The following is a 17256-nucleotide window of genomic DNA, read 5'->3' on the forward strand; positions in this document are numbered from 1 at the left end:
ATTTTTGCCCATGATTATAAACAGTTTTTCATTTAATGGCGACTGCAAATTTATTTTGAAGATAATAACAATAAAAAATACCATTCGAAATTCTGTTACCATATTCTTCAAAACCACTTTTATCGATGGATTGCAACAGTTTTCCGTTTACATCATAATTCATCTGTTTATACGGATACATGCGATAATTTTCAGGATCGTACCATTTTTCCTGTGCCACTTGTTTTGAGTTTATCCAGAATATTTTTTGCTTCACTATTTTCTTTGCTGTTTTCTTTTTAGGCATAGTAGTAACTTCTACAGGAGAATCTTTTGTAATAACCTCAACCGACGATACGACTACAGGATCAGCGTCTATTGTAGAGTCAGTCTCTACTTCTGACTCGTTGCGTCTGTAATCATCCCAAGTACTAATATCCTCAAAATCTCCTTCTACAGGTTTACCTTCAAGATATTTCCCTTTCATTAAAACGGTTCCGTCTTGGTGATAAAGAATTGTAAATCCGTCCTTTTTACCTTTTTTGTATTCAACCGTTCTGAGCTTTTTTCCGTTAGGATAATAATAAGTCAAAACAGGAGCTGAAACATTATAATATTGATAAACAGAAGAATCAAAACCGTTTTCATCATACCAGACAATATCCCCAACATGACTATTTTCGTCACTTTCTAAAGAATAACCTTGAAACTGAGGTGTTTTATTAATGTAGAAATCTTCGATTAGAACGAGATTATCAATTTTTTTAGACGGCATAATTCTATAAAAGAATGCTTTATCTTTAATAGTTTCTTGCCAGTTTTTATCAAAATATTTGAAATCTTTATTTTGTGAAAAAGAACAGCCAACGGTAAAAATCAAAATAAGATTCAAGATTTTATTATTCATATTTGAAAGAAATTTCATCTAATGTAATACTTTTTTATAGTAATTAGTTTTTCCGAAGATAAAAAATACTTTCTAAATTTGAAGTAATATCATACACTCGTTTCAAATTTCTTAAATGACACATTGTATTATTAGTACATTATTAAGTACTTTTGCTTTAAATTATTAAAATAATGAGCCAAAATTTAAAATTTGCAGTAATTGGAGGAGGTAGTTGGGCGACGGCAATTGTAAAAATGCTTTGTGTGAATCTGCCCGAAATTTCGTGGTACATGCGCAACGATGCTGCTATAGAGCACATTCAGAAATACAAACACAACCCAAATTATTTAAGTTCGGTAGAATTTGACACCAACAAACTTAAACTCACCAACAATATAAACGAAGCGGTCGAATATGCAGATTATATCATTTTTGCGATTCCTTCTGCTTTTTTAAATGCTGAACTCGAGAAACTAACAGTTTCTTTGGCTGATAAAATTATTTTTTCGGCCATAAAAGGAATTGTTCCTGAAACGAGTTTAATCGTTGGCGAACATTTTCATATACAATACGACATTCCGTATTACAATATTGGGGTTATTACGGGTCCTTGTCACGCCGAAGAAGTTGCTTTAGAAAGACTTTCTTACCTGACTATTGCGTGCGGTGATCCTGATAAAGCAAAAAATGTTGCTAAATATTTGTCCGGAAACTACATCAAAGCCAAAATTTCTGATGACATTATCGGGACAGAATATGCAGCGATGCTTAAAAATATTTATGCTATTGCGGCCGGAATTGCACATGGATTGGGTTATGGCGATAATTTTCAATCGGTAATGATGAGTAACGGTATTCGTGAGATGAAGAAATTCATCAGAAAAGTACATAAAATGAAACGTAACATCAATGATTCGGCTTATTTAGGCGATTTATTGGTTACAGGTTATTCTGTGTTTTCAAGAAACAGAATGTTCGGAAACATGATTGGTAAAGGCTACACCGTAAAAAGTGCGATGATGGAGATGAGCATGGTTGCCGAAGGTTATTACGCCACTAAAAGCGCTTATAAACTCAATCAGGGCTATGGAGCCAAAACACCTATCATCGATGCAGTTTACGCGATCTTATACGAAGGAAAAGATGCTAAATCTGTTTTTAAGAAACTAACCGAATCGTTGGATTAAATAGTACAGTATTCAGTGGCCAATTTTTGAGTGATCAGTCGAAGTATTTGGTTCTTAAATTTGAAGCCCCGTATTTAAAATATAAAAAGTCCGAAAAAACATTTTTTCGGACTTTTTATATTACTGTGACTGCTCACTCAAAAACCAACCACTGAATACTACTTCACCATCACACCTTCAACAAAGAGAATCGGCACTTCTTCTGTATTGTTTTCGTTGATTAAGTTAGACTTAAAAATAAATTTCTTGTCGTATAAGGTGTTTCCGATGAAGAAAGTGACCATAAATTCGTTGTTTAAAACCAACAGGCTTTTTTCTATCATTTCGATTTTTACTACCGAAACCGCTGGAACCTCAACAAAAGCATGACGTAATACTGATGTTTTCTTCATTTCGCCATCGATGGTTCCAAATGCTTTTGAGACCACCATCACGCTATCTAAATTAAAATCGCTGTCGTTTACGAGATAAGCATACCATACTTTCTCCATAAAATCATCGCTCCATTCCTGCACTGCGGCTAGAAATACGTTTTCTACTTCTGGGATTGTTATGTCTTTTTTCATTTGATTTTTGATTGTCGAATAACGATTTTTGATTTCAGATATTACTCCTCAACTAAAACGTCATTAAGTTATTTAAAATATCATTTGTAACGGAGAGCCATAGCCCAGATGGAAGGGAAAATCCTTTTTTGGGCTATTTTTCTTAGCCAAAAAAAGATTGGAATGACAGCTGAAATAGCTCCTTAAAACTTAAAATAGTATAATTTGATTTTTGATTTCAGAAAAATAGCTCTGAAATTAAAAGTCGAAAGCCTCAACTTTGAGACTTTCGACTTTTGATTTTCGAATTATGTTATATATTGGCTTTGAATTGCTCTAAGAAACGAACGTCATTCTCGTAAAACATACGAATATCACCAATTTGATACAGTAACATCGCGATACGCTCTACTCCCATTCCGAAAGCAAAACCATTGAATTCGTCAGGATTGATGTCGCAATTTTTAAGTACGTTAGGATCAACCATTCCGCAACCTCCAATTTCCAGCCAGCCAGTTCCTTTGGTGATACGGTAATCGGTTTCGGTTTTTAGGCCCCAATAAATATCAATTTCGGCACTTGGTTCTGTAAACGGAAAGTAAGACGGGCGCAAACGAATCTTAGATTTTCCGAACATTTCTTTGGTGAAATACAACAGGGTTTGCTTCAAATCGGCAAAAGACACGTCTTTGTCAATATACAATCCTTCCACTTGATGGAAAATACAATGCGAACGTGACGAAATCGCTTCGTTACGAAACACACGGCCCGGAGAAATGGTACGAATTGGCGGTTTATTGTTCTCCATGTAACGCACCTGAACAGATGATGTATGCGTACGCAACAACACGTCTGGATTGGTCTGGATAAAAAACGTATCCTGCATATCACGCGCCGGATGGTATTCTGGCAAGTTTAAAGCGGTGAAATTATGCCAGTCGTCCTCGATTTCTGGTCCTTCGGAAACATTGAAACCAATATTGGCAAAAATATCTATAATTTGATTTTTAACTATCGAAATCGGGTGACGAGAACCAATAATTACGGGTTCTGGCGCACGACTCAAATCGCCAAAAACGCCTTTTACTTCTACTTTGCTTTCTAGTTCTTCCTGAATTACCCTTACTTTTTCTTCGGCAACAGCCTTTAAAGTATTGATCACTTGCCCGAAGTCTTTTTTCTGGTCGTTAGGGATGTTTTTAAACTCAGTAAAAAGCTCTTTCAACAAACCTTTACTTCCTAAATATTTGATTCGGAACTGCTCTAAAGATTCTTTGTTTTTATCATTGAATGCTTTAGCTTCCTCTATATGCTGTTTGATCTTCTCTATCATCGGTCTTTCTTTGAAGGTGCAAATTTAGCGAAAAAAGTGAAACGTTAGCGGTGAGATGTAAGAACTATTTCTACAATCTCCTAAAATTTTCTATCTAAAATCTAAAATCTGCCTGCTACAATTTACTCAATAAGTTGTCTTTCTAAAAAATAATTGACAATCGCTTCTTTCATTAAAACTGATTGTTCTCCTGCTTTTAGTGGCGGCAATTCTTCTTTTACCTTGTAATGTGGCCAACCTTCATCATCAAAAAACTCAAATTCGTAATAACCGTAAGGTTCTAATAAACGGCAAATTGCAATGTGCATGAGGTTTAATTTTTCGTCTTTTTTAAATTCGCGATGCACTTTTCCGAGTTCTTGCACTCCGATAAGGTAAATAATGGCATCCAGATCTAAATCTTCTCCTTGCGAGAATTGATTGGATAATATATCGACAAGCTTTTCCCAGCGCTCTTTTAGTTGTGTATCTCTTGACATGATGTTAATATATTATGAATGTAGCGTTTACATTGTTGATTATAAAGGATTTTGATCTAAAATCTACAATCTCAACTCTAAAATTGTTCCCGCAAAGATACACACTTGAAATTTGAGAACATATCCTTGATAATTCTTTTATATTTGCCTTTTTATTAAACAGACAAATAATATGAGCTTTTTGGATATATTTTTGGGTGCTCTTTTGGCTTTTAGTTTGTACAAAGGCATCAAAAACGGACTCTTTGTAGAGATTGCTTCCTTTGTTTCTTTGTTGTTAGGAATTTATTTGGCGATAAAATTTTCTTCGTTTATGAAAGATTTTCTCATCAAACATGTTTCCTGGAATCCCAGCACCATTCAGGTCGTGGCGTTCTTTTTGGTTTTTATACTCGTGGTAATTGCTGTTTATTTATTGGCCAAATTCTTAACCGGGATGGCCGATTTTGCTCAATTGGGATGGTTAAACAACCTAGGTGGTGGCTTTTTTAGAGTTCTAAAAACCATCTTGATTTTAAGTATTGTTATTGCTTTATTCGAAAAAGTAAATTTTAATAACACTTTTGCCAAAAAAGAAACGCTTGATCGCTCTATTTTTTACAATCCGATCAAAAAAGTCGCGGCATTTGTGTATCCATCCATAGAAAAATGGTACGAAACATTGAAGAAAAAGCACGAAGAAAAGCCTGTTGAAGATTCAAAAAAAGCCTAATTTTTAGAATTTACAATCGTCCCAATCAACTATAATTCATCTTCATTCCAGAATCCAAAACTTTGCGCTATCTTTGCTCCTTAATAACACGCTCTAAAGCAATTGCTCTAGCGCAGATTCATACCCAAAAATTACTAAAACTCGTTTAGAGAATTGATATATTAAAATGAAGAAGATACGTAACTTTTGCATTATTGCACACATTGACCACGGTAAAAGTACACTTGCAGACCGATTACTTGGGGCCACACAAACCGTTACCGCTCGTGAAGAGAAAGCACAATTGCTGGACAACATGGATCTGGAGCGTGAGCGTGGAATTACCATAAAAAGTCACGCCATACAAATGGAATATACCTATAAAGGAGAAGAATATATTCTGAATTTAATTGACACTCCTGGTCACGTTGACTTTTCATACGAAGTTTCTCGTTCGATTGCCGCTTGCGAAGGCGCTCTTTTGATCGTAGATGCAGCACAAAGTATTCAGGCACAAACGATTTCAAATTTATATTTGGCTTTAGAAAATGATCTGGAGATTATTCCGGTTTTGAATAAAGTAGATTTACCAAGTGCCAATCCAGAAGAAGTGAGTGACGATATTATCGATTTGCTCGGATGTAAATTAGAGGATATTATTCATGCTTCGGGGAAAACAGGTTTTGGTGTCGAAAATATTTTGGCGGCTATTATCGAAAAAATTCCTGCTCCAAAAGGAAATGTTGATGAACCGCTACAAGCCTTAATTTTTGACTCACATTACAATCCGTTTCGTGGAATTGAAGTTATCTTCAGAGTTGTAAATGGTGAAATCAGAAAAGGGCAAAAAATCAAATTCATGGCCACTGGCAATGAATATTTTGCTGATGAAGTAGGAACTTTAAAACTAAATCAGGTTCCGAAAAATGTTATTTCGACAGGTGATGTTGGGTATTTGATTTCTGGAATTAAAGAAGCTAAAGAAGTAAAAGTAGGTGATACGCTAACCGATGCTAAAACACCAACCACTAATATGATTACGGGTTTTGAGGATGTAAAACCAATGGTTTTTGCCGGAATTTACCCTGTTGACACCGAAGATTACGAAGATTTGCGTTCTTCTATGGAGAAATTGCAATTAAATGATGCTTCGCTAGTTTTTACTCCCGAAAGTTCTGCTGCTTTAGGATTTGGTTTCCGTTGCGGATTCTTAGGAATGCTCCACATGGAAATCATACAAGAGCGTTTAGAGCGTGAATTCGACATGACGGTTATTACCACTGTTCCTAACGTTTCGTATTTGGCTTACACCAAAAAAGAACCAGACACTCCATTCGTAGTTAACAATCCTTCAGATTTGCCTGAACCTTCTCGTTTAGACAGAGTCGAAGAGCCATATATCAAAGCAACCATCATTACAAAAGCCGATTTCGTAGGAAACGTAATGAGTTTGTGTATCGAAAAACGTGGGTTAATCACCAATCAAACCTATTTGACAACAGAGCGTGTCGAATTGAATTTTGATATGCCTTTGGCCGAAATTGTATTCGACTTTTACGATCGTTTGAAAACAGTTTCTAAAGGGTATGCCTCTTTTGATTATTCACCTATCGGAATGCGAACTTCAAAATTAGTAAAACTCGATGTTCTCTTAAATGCACAAACCGTTGATGCGCTTTCTGCATTGATTCACGAAGACAACGCGTATAATATCGGTAAAAAAATGACCGAGAAATTACGCGAATTGATTCCGAGACAACAATTTGATATTCCGATTCAAGCTGCAATTGGAGCCAAAATTATCGCTCGCGAAACCATCAAAGCACTTCGTAAAGACGTTACCGCAAAATGTTACGGAGGAGATATTTCGCGTAAGCGTAAATTGCTTGAAAAACAGAAAAAAGGTAAAAAACGTATGCGTCAGGTAGGAAACGTTGAGATTCCGCAAGAAGCTTTTATGGCTGTTTTGAAACTTAACGACTAGATTTGTTTTAGAAAATAGAATAAAGAACAAAGAATATAGATTTAACCCAATGACGCAAGTTGTTGGGTTTTTTGTTTAAGTTTATAGAGAAAATGTTTTTAAGCACAATAACAGCAGTAAATTTTACAACAGAGCAACAAAAATTCTTTTTAGTAACAGATTATTCCAATCCTTTAGAAAATTTAAAGCGTAAATCATTTTTTTATTAACTTTGTTAGTATGGAAAGTATAAAATTAAATATAAATCTCAGTGTAAACCAATTGGTTGAAGCGGTTAAACAATTATCTCCTAAAGACCGGTTGAAAATCAATGATGCGATCTGGAATGATAACATTGAAATTCCGATTGAGCATCAGGAAATAGTTTTAAACAGAATAGCAAAAGCCAAAACCAATCCTGAAAGGCTTTTAGACTGGGATGAAGTTTCTAAAAAGCTGTAATTTTTGAATTACTCTATAAAAATAGACATTGATGCTTTCAATGACATTCAAAACACTTCTGAATGATACGAAATGCAATCGAAAGGTTTGGGGTTGCGTTATAAAAATCAAACCAAAAAACAGATTAATTCCTTAAAGAAAAATCCATATTTGTTCTCAATAGAATATGATGAAATAAGATGCCGAAAGATTGAAAAATTTCCGTATCTAATTCATTACACAATTGATGACGAACTTAAAGTAGTAAACGTTTTTGCTATCTTCCATACTTCAAGAAGTCCTGAAATCTGGAAGAATCGAAATAAATAATAATAACCCAATGACGAAAGTTGTTGGGTTTTTTGTTTGCTAGAAACAATAGCTCATTTGTAAGGAAAAATAAATATATTTGAGAAACAAATGCTCGAGAAAGACTTTGTGTTTAAACCTGATTATGGTATAGATAAGCGAAAGTTTTTTCAGGAATTAAGAAGTGTCAGACAGTTTACCGGAACACTTAAAAAGAAACTATGAAAAAGTTTATACTATATTTAATATTGATTGCTGCATTTTCTTGTCAAGGAAAAAAAGATGTCGTTGACAATGGCGAGGATTTGGATGACACATTTATACAAGAAATTGGAAAAATATATTATCCTGAAAAAATAGATACAAGATCTAAGAAAGTTGAACATCGTAATGAAAAAAAAGATTACATAATTGACATTACTAATTGTGATTCTTTAAAAGAAAACTCAACAAATCTAACATTGAACTCTAAAAATATTGCTTATTTATATAAAAAACATTTAATAAATAATCACAGAATTCCTAACAACATAATTGTAAATATCAAAAGAACAGATGGGAATAACCAAAGTTTTGAATTCGACGAAAAAGAATTAATGAAATTGGAAATTACAAAAGAGAAATCTGAATAACCGCAGATCTGCCAACAGATGCTACAACGGATTTTGGCATTTGGCTTGATGGGAAGTTGATTTTGTATTTGCGATGATTTGGCAAATTCGAGAATATGGCTTAATCTAGTCCCAAACCCGCTATAATACCAGAACGTAATACCTTATTATAAACAAAATCGCATAAGAAAAATGAAAATCACCTTATATATCATATTCGTCTTTTTATTCGCTTCATGTTCGCAAAAGAAAGAAAATGAAGAAAAAGACACGTTTTCACTTAATGATGTCAATATAGCGATGATTTATAATGAAAAAATAAATGATATACCTTGTTCATTATTTAATGTCACTGACTCAATAAAAAAGAATAGAAAAATTGGAATAATATTTAAACTTGACGTAATTTATGACAATCCTCGGAAAGGAAGTAATTGTTGTGCTTTTGAGCCAGGTGTAGATGGAACTAAAGAAAGAATCAAGAAAATAAAAATAATTTTTAAAAACATTAAAAAACAAATAGACGTTACAGACAAACTATTTAACATTGAAGAATCTCAAATGCTCAACGGTTTTGAAAAATACATTCAAGGACGATTTAATGTAAATGATTTTAGTTGTGAATGTTACCAACCTAAAAATGGTAAATTAATTGAAAACCTAAAAAGAAAACATCTCGGAGGAAAGCTTACTAAAAGTGATATAACAAAGAATAGAAATCATATCATAAAAAATATAGACGATTTTATCAAGTTGTATAATTCAATAGCTGGGGATGCATACAAAGGAAAATATGACAATAGAGGTTTAGATTCGGGTTGGAGTATTTCTAATAAATATTATTCTTTTTGGTTACCCGAAAATTTAAATACCTCATTAGAAAAATTTAATAAATTAGAGATAGAAATAGAATTATTCAATGGCAGGAAATTGAAACATATACGAATTCTAAAATAACAAGGTATAACAGCTAACACGATGGATTTCTGGAATTTGTCAAAGCGGCTGTAGTAAAAGAACAACGTCATGTCAGATTTCCAAAAACTCGTGCTCAAATTTCAAAATTACCATTTTTGGTAACTTAGCTAAAAATTAAAATATGGGACGCAATACCTTTATATCTCTAGGAAATCATTTTGACAGTTTTATTGAAAGTACCGTCAATAATGGCAGGTTAAATAATGCAAGTGAAGTTGTACGTGCAGTTCTTCGTCTTCTTGAAGATCAAGAAAACAAAATTATTTTATTACGAAAAGCAATTCAAGAAGGAATTGATAGTGGAATAGCTGAAGATTTTGAACCTGAAAAGTTTTTGCAACACTTAAGAAACATTCTTAAATGAAGAAACTAATCCTATTTGCATTAATAATATCTTTGAAAGTTTTTGCAACAGAACAAATCTCTGATATTTTAATATATAATGGAAAAACATATGAATGGAATAATTATAATCCAGCAAGAGATTATTTAGAAACGTTTAATTTTAAAGTTCCTGATGATGCAATTGAAACAACTGCAAATTATGGATACTATATTTTCACTTATACAATTGAAAATGACTCGTTATTTCTAACCGATATTAAAATTTTAGTTAAGAAAGAAAAACATTTAGAATCAAGGTCAGTCTTTGAAGTTTTTTTTAAAGACAAAAAGAAAATCATAATGGATTTATATTCTAAAATACAAACAATTCCTTATGGGAAAAAGATTGAAGTAAGAAAATCAAATTGGACTGATATACATTATCCAAATTATCTTGTGCTTGAATTTAACAACGGAAAAGTTGAAAAACATTATGATTTAAACTATAAAAGTTTTTTAAAACTAAAGAAAAAACAATTTTTAAAGTTCAAGCAGACTCCAGAATATCCTAAATCTAAATTAAATGAGATTAAAAATTTAGAGAATTTTAATGAATTTAGACCAAAAAAATCATCCATAGAAAGTTATTTGGAGTTTAAAATTTTGGGATTAATTAAAACGCTCAAAGAATAAAAATCTCTCGTAACAGCAAAGAATTCGCTAGATTTGAGTTTCAGGCCAAATAAGAAAGTTGGTTTTATCTTTGGGATGTTTTGGCAAATCCGAAAATAGATTTTTAATTTAGTGACAAACTAGCTTTGGTAGCCGAGCGTTAGCACTATTATAAACTAAGAGATTCAACTCAAAAGTAGATTTGACTATATCTTTCTTAGATTTGGAAAAGTGATAACCTTTTTATTGGACCAATTTTGTACCCTAATTTAAAATCTAAAGAAAAATGGATACAAAAAAAATTTGGTTTGTAACAGGAGCGTCTAAAGGTCTTGGGCTAACTTTAGTCAAAAAGCTTCTTTTGCAAGGTTTTAGTGTAGCTGCTACTTCAAGGGACAGAAAATCGTTAATTAAAGAAATTGGAGAAGAAAATGAGAACTTCTTACCAATTGAAATGGATTTAACCAAAAATGATGATGTTAGAAACGCTATTGAAACTACAATTGGTCACTTTGGTAGAATTGATGTTTTAGTTAATAACGCAGGTTACAGTCAAATTGGAACTTTGGAAGAACTGTCTGAAATTGAAGTAGAGCGTAATTTTAAAGTAAATGTTTTTGGCTCTCTCAATGTAATTAGAAATGCTTCAAAATACCTGCGCAATCAAAAATCGGGGCATATTTTCAACATTTCTTCAATAGGAGGTTATACAGGAAACTTTGCAGGCTTTGGTATTTACTGTTCTACAAAGTTTGCAGTTGCAGGATTTACAGAAGCTTTGGCCGAAGAAATGAAGCCATTTGGAGTACATACAACCCTAGTATATCCAGGTTATTTTAGAACAAATTTTTTATCAGAAGGCTCTGTTCAAACACCTGCTAATCCGATTGAAGATTACAAATCTGCTCGTGAAATGGAACAAGCACATTTAAATCAAATAAATGGAAATCAGCCTAATGACCCAGAAAAAGCTGCAGAAATTTTTATCACTTTAAGTGAACAGGAAAACCCACCTGTACATTTTTTCATGGGAGAAGATGCTTACCATTATGCCCATCTAAAAATTGAAACTATCCAAAAAGCGATGAAAGAGCATCAGGTTTTGGGAACATCTTCAGGATTTAACAATTAAAATATGGAGCATATAACAATGGAAGAATCCAAACAATATATTGGAATATGGGTAACAGATGATGGACATATCCGTCACGAATTATTGCCCAATAACCGATACGATGAAGCAAGAGGTTACAAAAAAAATGCTTATCAAGGAGATTATAAAGTAACTGGAAATCATATTGACTATAAAGACGATACTGGTTTTATTGCAGATGGAGAATTCAAAAATAGAATCCTCTATCACGCAGGAATGGTTTTGTATAAAGAAATGTAATTCTTAAATTTAACGAATGAAAACAATACATCGGTTTAAATCTATTAGTGAATTACATAATTACAGTAATTTGCCTAAACCAGAACATCCGTTAATCAGTTTAGTAGATTATAGTAAAGTAAACTACCCCGCAGATTCAGATGAAATTAAGTGGGTACAAGATTTTTATTCTATTGGTTTAAAACGAAATGTAACTGAAAAGTTTAATTACGGACAACAGAAATATGATTTTAACGAAGGTGTATTGTGTTTTGTTGCGCCACAACAAACGCTGAACATTCAAATAAATCAAAATGTAAAAACAAATGCAACTGGGTGGTTGTTACTCCTCCACCCAGATTTTTTATGGAATACATCCCTAGCAAAAACCATTAAAAACTATGAATTCTTTGGTTACGCTGTTAATGAGGCACTTTTTCTGTCCGAAAAAGAAGAAAACATTTTAGTGGAAATATTCAAAAACATTCAAAGAGAATATCAAACTAATATTGATAAATTCAGTGAAAATATAATTATTTCCCAAATTGAGCTATTACTAAATTATGCAGAACGTTATTATGAGCGACAATTTATAACAAGGAAAATTACGAATCGCCAAATCCTTACAAAAATAGAAGAAACATTAAACAACTATTTCGAAAATAAAGAAATGCTGATCAACGGAGTCCCTACTGTTACTCAAATAGCAAATGATCTAAATCTTTCGCCTAATTACCTAAGTAGTGTACTAAAAAATAGTAGCGGGCTAAGTACGCAACAACACATACAGAATAAATTAATTGAAAAGGCTAAAGAAAAATTATCAACTACAGACCTAAGCGTTAGTGAAATCGCTTATGAATTGGGTTTTGAATATCCTGCTTCATTCAGTAAATTATTTAAAAATAAAACCAATAGCTCACCCATTGAATTTAGGCAATCTTTTAATTGAATAAAATACTATCGCTGACAGCAACGGTTTTTAACAATGATAATTCACTCATGGGAAGATTAATCAAAATATCAAACAATTTTTATTCAATAGGAAATGGGAATCCTATTTCAATAACGGAAATAGATGATGAAATAGCTAAATTGATACTCGAGCTCGAGAAATAAGCACTATTGACAACAACTACAGCAATGGAAAGTCGCAATTGGCTTAATAGAAAATTATTTTGTACCAAAACCAATGCAGGATCAGAAAATAGACTACAACTTTACCCCACAAAAACTTAAAGCTAAAATGTTTAACTTCAAAAACTAAAACATAGAAATAATGATAAAATTTGCTTACACAATACTTTATGTACAAGACGTTGAGAAAACAATTGCCTTTTACGAAAAAGCTTTCGGCTTTTCAAAGAAATTTACAACACCAGACAACAGTTATGGCGAACTTTTAATGGGTGAAACAACACTTTCGTTTGCTTCGGTAACGTTGGCAAGTTCAAATTTAAAAGACGGTTTTACCCAAAGCAGTTTGGAAAACAAACCTTTTGGAATCGAAATTGGTTTTACAACAGACAATGTCGAAGCAACTGTAGAATTGGCGGTAAAAGCAGGCGCAACAATTCTCGAAAACCCAAAAACAAAACCTTGGGGGCAAGTAGTAGCTTACATAAGAGACCTTGATGGTTTTTTGATCGAAATATGCACGCCTATGGGTTAAAAATGTAAAGAAGTAAAAGCAAAAACCTTTGTATCTTTGAACCTTTGCACCTTAGAAAAAATCTTCAAAAGAAAAAAATGGACGAAACCCCAAAACGATTTGACCGAATTGTTGCCATCCTGATTCAATTACAATCCAAAAAAATTGTAAAAGCGCAGGAATTGGCCGATCGTTTTGAAGTAAGTTTAAGAACCATCTACCGCGACATTCGAACTCTTGAAGCCTCGGGTGTCCCAATTTATAGCGAAGCCGGAGTGGGTTATGCCTTGATGGAAGGCTACAGATTACCACCCGTCATGTTTACCCGAGAAGAAGTAAGCAGTTTTATTGCTGCCGAAAAACTCATGCAAAAATTTACAGACACCGCCCTGGGCAATCATCACGCCTCGGCGATGTACAAACTAAAATCGGTTTTGCGCAGCACCGACAAAGATTGGCTGACCAACATCGAGTCTAAAATTGTCATGCAAGCCTCAGAACCCATGTTCAATGATAGTTCTCCCAATACACTGGCCGTTTTGTTCGAAAGTATTGCCGAAAAAAAGCAAATCCTACTTTCGTACAAAACCCTCGAATCCGAAACTGCTACCAACAGAAACATAGAACCCGTTGGCGTTTTTCACGATCACAACAATTGGTACTTTTTAGGCTTTTGCCATTTGCGCAAAGAGTACAGGCAGTTTCGTACAGACCGCATTCAGGGCATTCAGAAAACAGAACATGATTTTACCCTAGAACACGACTCGCTCGAGACCTACCTCAACAAAGACCAAACCCTTCCCTCCACAAAAGTTCGGATTTTAGTCTCAAAAAAAATTATCAATTACCTGCGTTACGAGCAAAAATACCACGGTTATGTCTCAGAAAAAGAAGTAGGCGAAGAGATCGAAATGACTTTTATGTCAAGCAGCATCGAAGAAGGCTTTCCTCGATGGATCCTCATGTTTGGCGATTATGCTACCATCGTAGAACCCGAAAGTTTAAAAGAAAAAGTATTGGAATTGCTGGAGAAAATTAAAATTAAATTACAATAAAAAACACCTAAAGAGAAAGGCTATCTCTTTAGGTGTTTTTTTAGAATGCAAAACGGCAGCAATTTATCTCTCCCAGAAAAAAGGAGGTTCGATACCTAAAGCTCTCAGGTACACATAAGCTTGCCCACGATGATGCACTTCATTATCAATAAAATAAAGAATGTTCTGGATAACCGGAAATTCATACTGCCCAAAAAGATTAAACGTTTCATTAAAATCTTCGATGCTCAATTTTTCCCACAACTCATTGATTTGAGCTGTTGCTTCGTCCCATTTTTGAAGATATTGCGCTTTAAAAATTAATTTTTCAGGACTTTCGGTATACGGTTGCACTTCACGGCTTACAATTCCTTTTAGACCCGGACCGGCAATTGCCAGAAGTTCATCAACCAACTGAGAAAAAGGTCTCATACCTCCTATCGAAAACTCAAAAAAATCTTTCTCAGGAAACAATTCAATTAAACGACGGGTAAGGTTGCGATGACCTTGCCAATGTTTCAACAAATCTTCTGGAGTAATTACTTGCGCTGCTAATGTTTTCATGATTTTAAAGTTTTATATTTTAATACTCCAAAATTATTGAGGGTCGGTGACAACAGTTTGTCAGCAGTAAAAATATTTTTTATTACTATTTCTATTATTTATTTTTCAACCATTCAAACAAACGTTTGGCATCATTTTCTTTAAACAATTGAGTCCCTTCATTCATTGTTGCGGCAGAACCACAGGCCACTCCCCAGCGAATCACTTCTTTCAGGCTTTTATTCTGAGACAATGCCCACACCATTCCGCCTACCATGCTATCACCAGCGCCAACCGTACTTTTTTTGGCCACATTGGGCGCAGGCACATATTCATAAACCTCTTTAGTAACCAGCACTGCGCCTTGAGGCCCGAGCGAAACCACTACAATTTCGGCACCGCCTTTGGCAATAATTTTTTGTGCGGCTTCGTTTACTTCCTCCATTTCCAGTCTTTCCACTCCAATAAGTTTAGCCAGCTCTCCCACATTGGGTTTAATGAGGTAAGCACCCACTTCAAGCACTTTCTGCAATGCTGCTCCAGAAGTATCTATTATTAATTTTGAATGTGATGCTTGGGCAATTTGTGCTACTTTTTGATAAAAATCATCTCCCAAACCTTCATTCAGACTTCCGCTGGCAACTAAAAACTTTGGTTTTAGATTCGAAATAGTGTCCAAAACCGCTTTACTTTCAGTTTCCGACAAACTCCCTCCTGTAAATCCAAAACGGTATTGCGAATTGGTATGATCATCAACAGCAATAAAATTTTCGCGTGTTGCAGATTTTGTTGTTATGCTTTCAAACTCAATATTTTCTTTGGCAACAAGATCTTGCAACATTTCGCCCACGGGTCCGCCAGAAGTGAATACGGTCAACGAACTTCCGCCCAAGCGGGAAATAGCTTTCGAAACATTGATTCCGCCACCGCCAGCATCAAACAGAGGCGTTTGACATCTTATTTTTTGTTCGGCAATCAATCCCGAAAAATGAGTGCTTTTATCAATAGAAGGATTCACCGTAAGGGTAACAATATCAAAGTTTTTCATCATATACTATTTTAATTCAACTTTAAAGATGCGAAAAAATCAAATCCTAAACCAAGAATGCAAAGGGATTTCTTTTAAAATTAGACAAAAACCTTTACAACTTTGTACCTTTGTCTGATAAAAACCATTTGGATTTAGAAAAATGATTGAAGATAAAAACCCACAACGTACCAGTATAGCACAATTAGGCGAGTTTGGCCTTATTGAACATTTGACCAAAAACTTTGATGTAAAACAGGCATCGACACTAAAAAGCATTGGCGATGATGCCGCCGTTCTAGATTTTAAAGATAAAAAAGTAGTCGTTTCTACCGATTTATTGATCGAAGGCGTACATTTTGATCTGGCCTACATGCCCTTAAAACATTTAGGTTACAAAGCAGTGGTGGTTAACATCTCTGATATTTGTGCCATGAATGCCAAAGCGACGCAAATAACGGTTTCTGTTGCCGTTTCTAATCGTTTCCCTCTAGAAGCCCTAGAAGAACTTTTTGAAGGCATTACGCACGCTGCAAACGAATATAAAGTAGATGTTGTTGGTGGCGACACCACCTCATCGCAAAAAGGATTGATTATTAGCATTACCGCTATTGGTGAAGCCAGCGAAGAAGAACTTGTTTACAGAAACGGCGCCAAAGCAACCGATCTTTTGGTTGTTACAGGTGATATCGGTGCTGCCTACATGGGATTGCAGGTTTTAGAACGCGAAAAACAAGTTTTTCAAGTCAATCCAAACAGTCAGCCCGATTTAGATCTTTACACATATCTAATTGAACGTCAGTTAAAACCAGAAGCACGAAAAGATGTACGCACCTTATTGCATGCTCTCGAAATAAAACCAACGTCTATGATTGATATTTCAGACGGATTGTCTTCAGAGATCATTCATTTGTGCAAACAATCAAATGTGGGTTGCAATTTATACGAAGACAAATTGCCTCTGGATCCGCAATTTATTTCGACTTGCGAAGAGTTTAATATTGATAGTACTACCGTTGCCATCAATGGAGGTGAAGATTATGAATTGCTATTTACCATTGATATTAATGATTTTGATAAAATAAAAGGAAATCCAAATTTCTCGGTTATTGGTCACATGGCTCACGAAAGCGAAGGAATCAATTTGGTCACGAGAGCCAATACTCAAATTCCGCTAAAAGCAAGAGGATGGGACGCTTTAAGCGAATAAAAAAATTGCCTGCGACAA

Annotated in this window: 21 protein-coding genes; 15 read left to right on the top strand and 6 right to left on the bottom strand. The window is 34.3% G+C overall.

The window, feature by feature from the left end; all coding sequences use genetic code 11:
• Positions 1-28: 28 nt before the first annotated feature.
• Positions 29-886, bottom strand: coding sequence for a toxin-antitoxin system YwqK family antitoxin (locus LNP22_RS04215; protein ID WP_229975476.1), 858 nt, complete (start codon positions 884-886; stop codon positions 29-31).
• A 173-nt stretch (positions 887-1059) separates the two neighbouring features.
• Between LNP22_RS04215 and LNP22_RS04220 the strand changes: the two genes are divergently transcribed.
• A complete protein-coding gene (locus tag LNP22_RS04220) occupies positions 1060-2055 on the top strand; it encodes an NAD(P)H-dependent glycerol-3-phosphate dehydrogenase (protein WP_229975477.1) in 996 nt (331 codons plus the stop codon).
• A gap of 158 nt (positions 2056-2213) precedes the next feature.
• On the opposite strand, the gene LNP22_RS04225 is transcribed toward LNP22_RS04220, so the two are convergent.
• The 3 genes from LNP22_RS04225 to LNP22_RS04235 form a co-directional block, all read right to left on the bottom strand.
• Positions 2214-2621: a hypothetical protein gene (locus LNP22_RS04225; protein WP_229975478.1), complete on the bottom strand. Its 408-nt coding sequence runs from the start codon at positions 2619-2621 to the stop codon at positions 2214-2216.
• 292 nt (positions 2622-2913) lie between these two features.
• Positions 2914-3933, bottom strand: coding sequence for a phenylalanine--tRNA ligase subunit alpha (gene pheS, locus LNP22_RS04230; RefSeq protein ID WP_229975479.1), 1020 nt, complete (start codon positions 3931-3933; stop codon positions 2914-2916).
• Between the two features lie 122 nt (positions 3934-4055).
• The gene (locus tag LNP22_RS04235) at positions 4056-4412 is read right to left on the bottom strand and encodes a hypothetical protein (RefSeq protein ID WP_229975480.1); all 357 of its coding nucleotides are present in this window, start codon (positions 4410-4412) and stop codon (positions 4056-4058) included.
• Between the two features lie 172 nt (positions 4413-4584).
• On the opposite strand from LNP22_RS04235, the gene LNP22_RS04240 reads away from it, so the two are divergent.
• The 13 genes from LNP22_RS04240 (at position 4585) to LNP22_RS04300 (ending at position 14479) form a co-directional block, all read left to right on the top strand.
• A complete protein-coding gene (locus LNP22_RS04240; protein WP_229975481.1) occupies positions 4585-5124 on the top strand; it encodes a CvpA family protein in 540 nt (179 codons plus the stop codon).
• 166 nt (positions 5125-5290) lie between these two features.
• Positions 5291-7087: a translation elongation factor 4 gene (gene lepA / locus LNP22_RS04245; protein ID WP_229975482.1), complete on the top strand. Its 1797-nt coding sequence runs from the start codon at positions 5291-5293 to the stop codon at positions 7085-7087.
• Positions 7088-7306: 219 nt separating this feature from the next.
• Entirely contained in the window at positions 7307-7528 is a 222-nt protein-coding gene (locus LNP22_RS04250) for an addiction module protein (protein ID WP_229975483.1), read from the top strand.
• A 72-nt stretch (positions 7529-7600) separates the two neighbouring features.
• Complete coding sequence (locus LNP22_RS04255; RefSeq protein WP_229975484.1) at positions 7601-7837, top strand: type II toxin-antitoxin system RelE/ParE family toxin; 237 nt, start codon at positions 7601-7603, stop codon at positions 7835-7837.
• Between the two features lie 200 nt (positions 7838-8037).
• A complete protein-coding gene (locus LNP22_RS04260; protein WP_229975485.1) occupies positions 8038-8448 on the top strand; it encodes a hypothetical protein in 411 nt (136 codons plus the stop codon).
• Between the two features lie 171 nt (positions 8449-8619).
• Positions 8620-9384: a hypothetical protein gene (locus LNP22_RS04265; RefSeq protein ID WP_229975486.1), complete on the top strand. Its 765-nt coding sequence runs from the start codon at positions 8620-8622 to the stop codon at positions 9382-9384.
• A gap of 142 nt (positions 9385-9526) precedes the next feature.
• Positions 9527-9769 (top strand): type II toxin-antitoxin system ParD family antitoxin, encoded by a 243-nt coding sequence (locus LNP22_RS04270; protein ID WP_229975487.1) that lies wholly within the window; start codon positions 9527-9529, stop codon positions 9767-9769.
• On the top strand, positions 9766-10422 hold the full coding sequence (locus LNP22_RS04275; protein WP_229975488.1) for a hypothetical protein: 657 nt from the start codon (positions 9766-9768) through the stop codon (positions 10420-10422). The genes LNP22_RS04270 and LNP22_RS04275 overlap by 4 nt, the downstream gene beginning before the upstream one ends.
• A gap of 265 nt (positions 10423-10687) precedes the next feature.
• Positions 10688-11533, top strand: a complete 846-nt coding sequence (locus LNP22_RS04280; protein ID WP_229975489.1) for an SDR family oxidoreductase — start codon at positions 10688-10690, stop codon at positions 11531-11533.
• A gap of 3 nt (positions 11534-11536) precedes the next feature.
• A complete protein-coding gene (locus tag LNP22_RS04285) occupies positions 11537-11794 on the top strand; it encodes an Atu4866 domain-containing protein (RefSeq protein ID WP_229975490.1) in 258 nt (85 codons plus the stop codon).
• Positions 11795-11810: 16 nt separating this feature from the next.
• Entirely contained in the window at positions 11811-12725 is a 915-nt protein-coding gene (locus tag LNP22_RS04290; protein ID WP_229975491.1) for a helix-turn-helix domain-containing protein, read from the top strand.
• Positions 12726-13052: 327 nt separating this feature from the next.
• Complete coding sequence (locus LNP22_RS04295; RefSeq protein WP_229975492.1) at positions 13053-13445, top strand: VOC family protein; 393 nt, start codon at positions 13053-13055, stop codon at positions 13443-13445.
• 77 nt (positions 13446-13522) lie between these two features.
• Positions 13523-14479, top strand: a complete 957-nt coding sequence (locus LNP22_RS04300; RefSeq protein ID WP_229975493.1) for a helix-turn-helix transcriptional regulator — start codon at positions 13523-13525, stop codon at positions 14477-14479.
• A gap of 63 nt (positions 14480-14542) precedes the next feature.
• On the opposite strand, the gene LNP22_RS04305 is transcribed toward LNP22_RS04300, so the two are convergent.
• Together LNP22_RS04305 and LNP22_RS04310 are read right to left on the bottom strand one after the other, a co-directional pair.
• The gene (locus LNP22_RS04305; protein WP_229975494.1) at positions 14543-15022 is read right to left on the bottom strand and encodes a DinB family protein; all 480 of its coding nucleotides are present in this window, start codon (positions 15020-15022) and stop codon (positions 14543-14545) included.
• 94 nt (positions 15023-15116) lie between these two features.
• On the bottom strand, positions 15117-16052 hold the full coding sequence (locus LNP22_RS04310) for a 1-phosphofructokinase family hexose kinase (protein ID WP_229975495.1): 936 nt from the start codon (positions 16050-16052) through the stop codon (positions 15117-15119).
• A gap of 139 nt (positions 16053-16191) precedes the next feature.
• Here LNP22_RS04310 and thiL point away from each other — a divergent pair, with 139 nt between their 5' ends.
• Positions 16192-17238, top strand: a complete 1047-nt coding sequence (gene thiL, locus LNP22_RS04315; RefSeq protein ID WP_229975496.1) for a thiamine-phosphate kinase — start codon at positions 16192-16194, stop codon at positions 17236-17238.
• Positions 17239-17256: the final 18 nt, after the last annotated feature.

The sequence above is a fragment of the Flavobacterium flavipigmentatum genome (assembly GCF_020911905.1).
In the GTDB taxonomy this organism is placed as follows: Bacteria; Bacteroidota; Bacteroidia; order Flavobacteriales; family Flavobacteriaceae; genus Flavobacterium; species Flavobacterium flavipigmentatum.